This window comes from Arthrobacter koreensis (assembly GCF_009193255.1).
GTDB classification, from domain to species: Bacteria; Actinomycetota; Actinomycetes; order Actinomycetales; family Micrococcaceae; genus Arthrobacter_B; species Arthrobacter_B koreensis.
In genome coordinates this window covers 1-2,792 of record NZ_WACG01000013.1, presented here as the reverse complement: position 1 = coordinate 2,792, position 2,792 = coordinate 1, and the positions used below count along the sequence as shown (strand labels likewise).

General features: G+C 63.1%; 1 protein-coding gene. It reads left to right on the top strand.

Features of this window, described 5'->3' with window-relative positions:
• Window positions 1-895: 895 nt before the first annotated feature.
• The gene (locus GD628_RS16400; RefSeq protein ID WP_226802612.1) at window positions 896-2,467 is read left to right on the top strand and encodes a DUF5979 domain-containing protein; all 1,572 of its coding nucleotides are present in this window, start codon (window positions 896-898) and stop codon (window positions 2,465-2,467) included.
• The last annotated feature ends 325 nt before the right edge of the window (window positions 2,468-2,792 follow it).

The following is a 2,792-nucleotide window of genomic DNA, read 5'->3' as shown; positions in this document are numbered from 1 at the left end:
CGCCGATGGTACTGCACTCGGGAGGGTGTGGGAGAGTAGGTCACCGCCGGACAATCATTACAGGTTCAGGCCCCGCAAGGTTGCGGGGCCTGAACTGCTTTAACACCCCCGGATTTGCGGGCCGGGACACCCGGGTCGTGACCGGCGGGTGCGGGTACCGGGGCCGGCGGCCCGCGCTGATCGTGTGTGTTCTTTGGGCCTGCACCCTGGTGCGGGCCCTTTCCGTGTTTAACCAGCCGTTCCCGGCCCCCGGGGTCGGTCTGGCCGGAAATATGGGGACTGGAACAGCCGGCCGGGCCGGGGTTCCCAGTCCCTGTGACTCCTGCCCCATTCCGGGACCACACCAGGCACCACCGGTCACGAGGGCTGGGAACCACCGCGGTGCGGAACCCCATCGGAAACACCGGCCACGACGACTGGGAACCACCGCCCCCGCAGAAACCCAGGAGCAACACCGGCCACGACGACTGGGAACCACCGCCGCCGTATGCCCACAATCCAGCGAGCCAGCTCTCGCGCACGCCCGCAAGTCCAGTGGGCGCAATGAAAACGAGTGCTGCAACCGGCAGATTCTCCATTCTCTCTATCCAGAGACAGTCGACCCACGTAGCCTCGCAGGCCACGGCCAAGTGCCGCTGATCCGAAGCTCACCACTTTGGATTTCCACCCACCGAGACTGGAAGCGGGAACCCCTATGAGCGTGCGTAACCCATCCATCCATGCCGCGGTCCGTAAGCGTGGCAGGGGAAGTAAGCCCCGCTACTCCGGGGGGACCGCCGTCGTCGGCGTCCTTGTATTTCTGTTTATGCTGTTCCAGCTAGCCGCGCCCGCCCAGGCGGTTTTTCGGGGCGAGCCGCCGCGTGGTGCCGTCCCCACGGAGCTGGTGGAGATCACGATGACTGGTACCGGCCCCGGGCAATCCGTAGCCGGCGGACTGCCGCCGGTCGGTACGCCGTTCGACCCCACAATCGGGTATCCGGCTGACGTGCCGGCAGGTTACGAGGACACCGATGAAGGGTTCGCAGGTGTTATCACCACTGCTGACGCCGTGGGCAATACCCAGCAGGTGTACTGCATCGACATTCGCACCTCTACTTACACCGGACTGGGATACGAGAGCGGCTCTTGGGACGAGTCGAATGTGCCGAATATTGGCTACGTCAACCAGGTGCTGAACAGCTATTATCCGGACCAGCCTGGACTCCCCGCGGAAGCCCCGAATGACAACATCCGTGCCGCCGCAGTACAGGCAGCCGTATGGTTCTTCAGCGATGGCTACGTCCTTGAAGACACCGACGCCGTACGTCCCTACACCGAGGCTATAGTCGCCGCGGTGCTCGCTGCGGGGCCGCTGACTGAACCGCCGGCTCCCAACGTGTCGATTGACCCGCCCAGCGCGTCCGGCCCCACGGACGGGGTCACCGGCCCCTTCACTATCAACTCTGATGCAGGAACCATCACGGTCGCGGTACCGGACGGGTACACCCTGTACACCGACCCGGCCGGCACGGTTCCGCTCGTCGGCACCACCGTCACCCCAGGTACGCAGCTGTGGGTGAGGAATGACAACCAGACCACTGATCCGGTTGTCCTGACCGCCACTGCCGTGGTCCCCGTCCAAACCGGCAACGTCTACCTCTACGCCGGCAATAATCCCAGCGTCACGACTGCCCAAAAGCTGATCCTGGCAGCCGACGCACAGATCGAGTCCAATGCCCAGGCAACTGCGGAGTTCTTTGAAGCCGGAGACCTCACGGTCAGCAAATCCTTTGCAGGCGAGGGAGCGGGGCTGCAGGGTGACATCTCCCTCATAGTCGACTGCGGGGCGTCGGGTGCCTTCACCTTTGACATCCCTGCAGGTACTGCCGAGACAGTGACTGAGACTGTCACCGGACTACCGGTAGGCACGGTCTGTTCGGTTACCGAACCTGTCACGGGATCGACGACGGCGGTGACGGTCACTCCGGTGCTCCCGGAACCTGTCACCATCGCTGACGGCGAGAACGTGCTGGCAGTTACCAACACGGTCGACCTCAACCCGGGCAGCCTGCTGGTAACCAAGGCCATTACCGGCACTGGTGCCGGACTGCAGGATGACATTGCCATCCACGTTCAGTGCGGCGAAGGGCTCGTGGACGAAGTCTTTGTCCTCGAGGCGGGCACGACGGCGGGTGAATACACCCAGCTCTACGAAGGGATTCCTGCCGGGACGCTTTGCAACATTTCGGAGCCGACCTCCGGGGCCAACGAAGACGTCACCGTTGAATCAACCTTTACCGGTGGAGTATCAATCCTGCCTGGAGAAACGCAGGCCATCGGCGTTACCAACCTCTATGCACCGGTTCCAGTGACTGAGCGCCTGCCGAAGACGGGCGCGGAGTCAATGAGCCTGGCATTGATGGGCGGCGGAGCGGTAATCGCCGGATCGGCGCTCGTTCTTGCCTCGCTGCGGCGCCGGCAGGGATAGTCCCTCCTGACCTGTAATACCTGTCGCTATATCCTTCGGCGCCGGGTCCTCCCACTAGGGTGGATCCGGCGCCGAACTGCTGATTTGCGCCGGCCCACAAACCTGTGTAAAGTCTTCTGAGTCGCCGCAGCCGGGACGCTCACGAAGCGCCTGAAGCATGGCGGCCAAACCCCAACTTTCAATCGATGGTTGATCTGTTGCGCGCCTTGTGTGCCGGCGGGAAACCGGGGACTGGATGCTGGGTCCGGAAGGGCTTTTACAGCCGGTTTGGATGGAATTCCACGGAATTCACCGAATTGCTAAAACGGTCCGGATGGAATATGCT

Coding starts and splice junctions, on each gene's coding strand:
- GD628_RS16400 (WP_226802612.1), top strand. CDS start 896: ATGACTGGTACCGGCCCCGGGCAATCCGTAGCCGGCGGACTGCCGCCG.